Genomic DNA, 6315 nt, shown 5'->3' with positions numbered 1-6315 from the left:
GGGTGGGGTGGGCTGGTGAGAGGCTGCCACTCTTGTTGCTCCTTAAGGCGATAAGGATGCTGAAAGGAAGAACGAGCAGGCAAGCAGCGGCACTAGCGGCATGAGCTGTGCTAGCGGCACTCGAGGGAACTCCAGCTCATCCCAGCACGCTACTCCTGGTGATGAGGCTGCAGTTTCTTCCAGCAAATCCACTGCTCACTGCCTGGATTGCTCCAGGTTCTTTCTTTCTGCGGTTGTTGATCTTGGGTCTGCTATGGCCGCGATACAAGTTGTACTGTCCTTGACGGCCACAGCAACACGAACATGGTGATCCATGACGGCAAAAACCCTCGCTGGCACTTGTGGTGGCAACGAGGGCGCTTGACGTTTCGACTACTAGCGAGCCGACACGGCAGGCGCCGCACCGCGTACTAGTACGAGTCGAAGAATGTTCATGCCTGCATACTCTACACAACGCCCAGCTCAATTCCACATATTCGCTGAGATTTTGTGGCTTTCCCCGAGTTTCCCCCGAGTTTCCCCGCGTTTCCCCCACATTTTGCCGGCAATTTTGCCCCCGCTCGCTCCCCCGTCCCTTCCCCGTCACTTCCCGGCTCCACTTCCGTTTCGCCTCCGTTTCGCCTCGGTTTCGCCTCCGTGCCCGCAGAATTCCGCACATCTACCCCACCGCCCCCGTGTGCCCCGGCGCGCGTCGGTACACCCCAGTACGCGTCAGTGCGCCCCGGTGTGCCCCGGTGCGCGTCGGATCGACGGCTGATGGCCCCGCAACACTTTGGCGCTCAAGCCGTTACCATCGAACTCATGCCGTTTACCTACATTCTTTCGAGAACTTGGACATGGTTTCTAGAAACAGGCATCAACCTGGTGCTGCTCATTTTGCTGGCATTCCTGGTGCCGCGCGTCGGGCGGCTGGCAATGCGCTTGGTGGAACGCCAGGTAGCGGATGAAAATGAAGATGAGTCAAAGGCCCACCTTGCCTTTGCGGGCGTGGCTATCTACATCGCGCAGATGATTGCCTACTTCCTGGTGTTCGTGTTCATGCTCCAGCAGTTGGGCTTCTCCCTCGCTGGTGCCGCGATCCCCGCCACGGCGGCCTCCGCTGCAATTGGTTTGGGCGCACAGTCCATCATCGCCGACTTCCTGGCCGGTTTCTTCGTGCTTTCCGAAAAACAGTACGGTGTTGGCGACTGGGTTCGTTTTGAAGGCGGCGCCACCACGGTTGAGGGTACCGTCATCCAGATCACCATGCGTGCAACCCGCATCCGCACCTTGGCCGAGGAGACGGTGATCATCCCGAACTCCAAGGCCGGAGTTTCGATTAACAACTCGAACTACTGGTCCTCCGCGGTGATCAAGATGCCAATCCCGCTGCTCGGTTCCAGCTCCATCCACGAGGCAATCGACCGCGCCACCGCCGCCACCCGCCAAGCGCTGACAAGGGAAGACATCGCCCCGAACATCCTTGGCGAACTCAAAGTTCACGAATCCGTGGCCGTCAACCCGCCAACCACCGTTGGCATGCCCTGGACTGTTGACTTGCGCTTTGTGGTGCAAGTTCGCCCCGGCACGCAGTGGTCTGTAGAGCGCGCCGTGCGCACCAGCATCATCGAGGAATTCTGGCAAGAATACGGCTCCGCCCCAACACTCGACGGCACAGTCACGTCCACCCTGCATACCGCGGCAATTTCCGACGCCCCCGCCGTCGCACCTCACAGTGAATCAGGGGAAGGCAGCGCGGCAGGAGAAAGGGGCGCGGCAGGTACCCAAGGGATCCAAGGCAACGTTTCAACTCAGGCGCTGCCTGCGGCAACACTTTCCACCACGACTGCAACCGCAGGTACGAGCGCCGATGACGGTGCAGAGCGCTTCCGCAACACCCCGGATGCCCAGGACCCTAACCGCGGAGAGTTTGCAGAAAAGGACCCGGCAACCACCAACGAGCTGGACTTCCAGGACGATGATGCGCAGCCCGGCGGCCACAAGGAACGAGATGATGAGGTTCTCACCGGCTGGCGCTCCAAGATCACCCTCGGTGGGCGGATGCGCGTCTCCACCGCCTTCCTCCTGCTCGGCCTTTTTACCGTGGTGCTGCTGAAGGGCTTTTCTGTAGACACCGGCGACGAATGGGACGGCAACTCCGGCTGGCTCGCGCCGCAACGCACCCCCGCGGCGACGTCGGAACTGCCCACCACTACCCCCGAAGCCGTGGTTGAGGCACCGAGCAGCAGCCCCGCAACAGATCCACAAACCCCAACACCAACCCCAACGGCGGATACACCCCTGAATCAGAACTCGAGCGCGCCTGCCCAAACACCAGCGGATCAAGCCCCCACGGCAGAATCGGAGCCCACGCCAGACGTCAGCGGAGCGCCGGTGCCAACGGCGAATCCCGGTGCCGCTCCGAGTGCAGCCGTGGCGCCTTAGAAAATCCCCAACGCTGAACTAGGATGGTGCTTCATGAGCGAACAACCACAAGTTGTGATTTCCCCAGACCGCATGAACCTCTTTGTAGCCGTATTGCTATTTTTGATGATTTTGGTGTTGGGGAGCACCTTGCCGCTCCCGGTGTACCTGCTGCTCCTTGCGCTTCCCGTAGTGTTTTTCCTCTGGGTGCTGCGCACGAAAACCACAGTGGACGCTCGCGGCATCACCGCTTCCCCCGCGTTTCGGGCCCAGAGCACGGTGGCGTGGGAGGACCTCGCCGGTGTGGGGTTCCAAGGGACCAAGGCGTTTGCACAGCGTCACGACGGCACCAAGGTTGCGCTTCCTGCTGTTTCCTTCAATTCCCTGCCTTTGTTGGAGGAAGCCTCCGCGGGCAGGATTCCCGATGCACTCGGGCAAGGCCGGGCCGCCGTTGATGAAAAGGTTCGTGTGGTAAACCGCGACGGCGAGGAGGTGCTGATGACCGAATCCGAATATGAGGAGTACGCTCGTATGCGCGTAGCAGAACATGAGCGCCAGCAACAGGCCGCCACCCAAAAGGCCCAAAATACGCCTCAGGATTGAGGCTGAACAGGTTTCCGTCGGAAAATCTCCGCTTGAAGCCGCACGCTGTAATTTTACTTTCTTTTTCTCGTTTCATTTGGGAAGGCCAAGATGATCCCCCTTCGTTCACGCATCACCACCGTAGGCCGTAATGCCGCAGGTGCCCGCGCTTTATGGCGCGCCACCGGCACTAAGGAAAACGAGTTTGGCAAGCCAATCGTGGCCATTGTGAACTCCTACACCCAGTTTGTGCCAGGCCATGTTCACCTGAAGAACGTGGGAGACATCGTTGCTGAAGCCGTGCGCGCTGCGGGTGGCGTTCCCAAGGAGTTCAACACCATCGCTGTGGACGACGGCATTGCAATGGGCCACGGCGGCATGCTGTACTCGCTGCCTTCACGCGAGATCATCGCAGACTCCGTGGAGTACATGGTCAATGCCCACACCGCAGACGCCATGGTGTGCATCTCCAACTGTGACAAGATCACCCCAGGCATGCTCAACGCGGCTCTGCGTCTGAACATCCCAGCGATCTTTGTTTCCGGCGGTCCAATGGAGGCCGGCAAGGTGGTTGCCGTCAACGGTGTGGCGCACGCCCCCACTGACTTGATTACTGCCATGACGGCCTCGGCGAGCGATGAGGTGTCTGACGCAGACCTCCTCCAAGTTGAGCAGTCTGCCTGCCCCACCTGTGGTTCTTGTTCCGGCATGTTCACCGCAAACTCCATGAACTGTCTCACCGAAGCACTGGGGCTTTCCCTTCCCGGCAACGGCACCACCCTGGCAACCCACACCGCCCGCAAGGCGCTGTTTGAGCAGGCCGGCGAGATGATCGTGGACATGTGCCAGCGTTACTATGGCGAGGAAGACGAGTCCGTGTTGCCACGTAACATCGCCACCAAGGCTGCGTTCATGAACGCAATGGCACTGGACATGGCCATGGGCGGTTCCACCAACACCGTGTTGCACACCCTGGCTGCGGCCCAGGAGGGCGAGGTGGACTTCACCCTGCGTGACATCGACGAACTTTCCCACCGCATCCCGTGCATCTCCAAGGTGGCACCAAACGGTACCTACCACATTGAAGATGTGCACCGTGCGGGCGGCATCCCCGCGATCCTCGGCGAGCTGTACCGCGCTGGGCTGCTGGACGAATCCGTGCACACCGTTGCCTACGACACCGTAGACGGCTGGCTGGGTGACTGGGACATCCGCGGCGGAAAAGCCATCGACAAAGCCATTGAACTCTTCCACGCTGCCCCCGGCGGCATCCGCACCACGGAGGCCTTTAGCCAGTCCACTCGCTGGGACTCCCTGGACACGGATACCGAGAACGGCTGCATCCACGACATTGAGCATGCCTACTCCGCCGACGGTGGATTGGTCATCCTGCGCGGTAACCTCTCCCCCGACGGCTCCGTGCTGAAGACCGCTGGCGTGGACGAGGAACTCTGGGAGTTCACGGGCCCCGCCCGCGTGGTGGATTCCCAGGAGGCTGCGGTTTCCATGATCCTCAAGCGCGAAGTCCAGCCAGGCGAGGTTGTGGTGATTCGATACGAGGGCCCCGCCGGTGGCCCAGGCATGCAGGAAATGCTGCACCCAACGTCCTTCCTCAAGGGCGCTGGTTTGGGCAAGAAGTGCGCGCTGATCACCGACGGCCGCTTCTCCGGCGGAACCTCCGGTCTTTCCATCGGCCACATTTCTCCAGAAGCCGCCCACAAGGGCCTCATCGGCCTGGTACAAAATGGTGATTCCATCACCATCTCCGTGGCAAAGCGCGAGCTCACTCTGAACGTCTCTGATGAGGAAATCCAGGCGCGACGCGAAGCAATGGAGGCCAGCGAGAACCCTTGGACCCCCAACCGCGACCGTGTAGTGTCCAAGGCTCTGCGCGCCTACGCCAAGATGGCTACCTCCGCGGATAAGGGTGCTGTGCGTCAGGTTGACTAATGAATTGGTGATTCAGGCGCGGGAGTGCGGTCCTGCGCATGAGTGCCTGACTGCCGATTCGGAGCCTGCCCGTCGGAACCCAACGGCGCCCTAGGCCCCCTGCCCGGAACCCCCTGTCCGGAACCCTGTCCGGAACCCCAAGCCCTATTGTGTGCGGCTTGGGGTTTTTGTGCGTTGGTGCTTTGTGGCTGCGGTGAAGCCTCGCACACCGATGAGTGTGAGCACCAACAGCACGCCGCCGCAGACCATCGCCATGGTGGGCATGCCGTACACCGCCACGATTGGGCCTGCGATAAGCCCGCCAAATGCACCGGCGATGTTCATGAGCATGTCATTGCGCCCCTGGAAGCGTGGGCGTACATGTGGTGGCACTTTTTCCTGCAGCATCGCCGAGGTGCTCACAAGCGCAGCCGACCACCCCAACCCAAGCAGAATCAATGCCGCCACTACCCACTCGTGGCTTTGGCCCATAAAGATCAGCAATAGAATCGATGCAGCAAGCAGCACAAACCCGAGGGTCAAGGTGACCGTGTGGCCGAGCTTATCCACGCTCATACCAAACACCGGCGAAAACCCGAACATACCCAGGATGTGCAGGGAAATCGTGATACCGATCAAAGATATCGCCGCTCCGTGCGCCTGCATGTGGACGGGCGTCATGGACATCAGCGCGACCATAGTGAAATGGGCGCCCGCCATCATCGCGATCACCAGGTAGGCGCCCTTCGCCACAGCTTGCGGCCCTGCCGCCCCATGTTGTTTTTGCGTCATGACCTGGGACCTTGCCGCTGGCGTTCCAGCTAGCCCAAAATACACGAGCGGCAGCGCCGCAAGGAGCGCGAGTGCGCCGATCAGGAACACCGCTGCGTAAGGGTCAATGCCGAACGTTCCGCCTAACGACGCGCCCAGCGGCAGCAGGTTGGGGCCTGCCACGGCGCCGACGGTGGTACACCACACCACGAGCGAGATGTTGCGTCCGCGAGAGGATTCATCTGCGGTTTCGGCGGCGGCAAATCGGGATTGCAGGTTGATTGCGCCTGTAGTGCCCAGGAGGAAGAATGCAGCGATCACGAGGGCGAAGGATCCTGTATTTGCAGCGATTGCTGCGAGCAGCGCACCGAACATGCCGGTGACAATGCCCGTGGTCATAGCGACGCGGCGTCCCTTACTGGCTACGAGCCGAGCCAGGGGCACCGCGGTGAGTGCGGAGCCGAGCGTGATCATTGTGGATGCGAGCCCACCGGCTTGGGTGCCTCCCAATTTGGCGGCAACTAGGGCGCCTACGCCAAACGTTGCGCCGTTGGCGAGTCCGGTGCAGATTTGCACCACCATGAGGGTACGGAGGACTCTTGCGGAGTCCTGTGTTGTGTTCACTTTTCT

At 60.9% G+C, this 6315-nt stretch carries 4 protein-coding genes; 3 read left to right on the top strand and 1 reads right to left on the bottom strand.

Features of this window, described 5'->3' with window-relative positions; genetic code table 11:
* Positions 1-801 precede the first annotated feature (801 nt).
* From NQ018_RS07615 to ilvD, 3 genes are all read left to right on the top strand, one after another.
* Positions 802-2424 (top strand): mechanosensitive ion channel family protein, encoded by a 1623-nt coding sequence (locus NQ018_RS07615; protein WP_257060118.1) that lies wholly within the window; start codon positions 802-804, stop codon positions 2422-2424.
* A 33-nt stretch (positions 2425-2457) separates the two neighbouring features.
* A complete protein-coding gene (locus NQ018_RS07610; protein WP_257037566.1) occupies positions 2458-3006 on the top strand; it encodes a PH domain-containing protein in 549 nt (182 codons plus the stop codon).
* Between the two features lie 90 nt (positions 3007-3096).
* A complete protein-coding gene (ilvD, locus tag NQ018_RS07605; RefSeq protein ID WP_257037567.1) occupies positions 3097-4935 on the top strand; it encodes a dihydroxy-acid dehydratase in 1839 nt (612 codons plus the stop codon).
* 144 nt (positions 4936-5079) lie between these two features.
* Here ilvD and NQ018_RS07600 read toward each other — a convergent pair whose 3' ends face one another.
* Positions 5080-6309 (bottom strand): MFS transporter, encoded by a 1230-nt coding sequence (locus NQ018_RS07600; RefSeq protein ID WP_257060116.1) that lies wholly within the window; start codon positions 6307-6309, stop codon positions 5080-5082.
* Between the last annotated feature and the right edge of the window lie 6 nt (positions 6310-6315).

Source organism: Corynebacterium kozikiae, from assembly GCF_024580965.1.
GTDB lineage: Bacteria > Actinomycetota > Actinomycetes > Mycobacteriales > Mycobacteriaceae > Corynebacterium > Corynebacterium kozikiae.
Note: the sequence above shows the minus strand (reverse complement) of the source record. Positions and strands in the feature narration are given on the sequence as shown.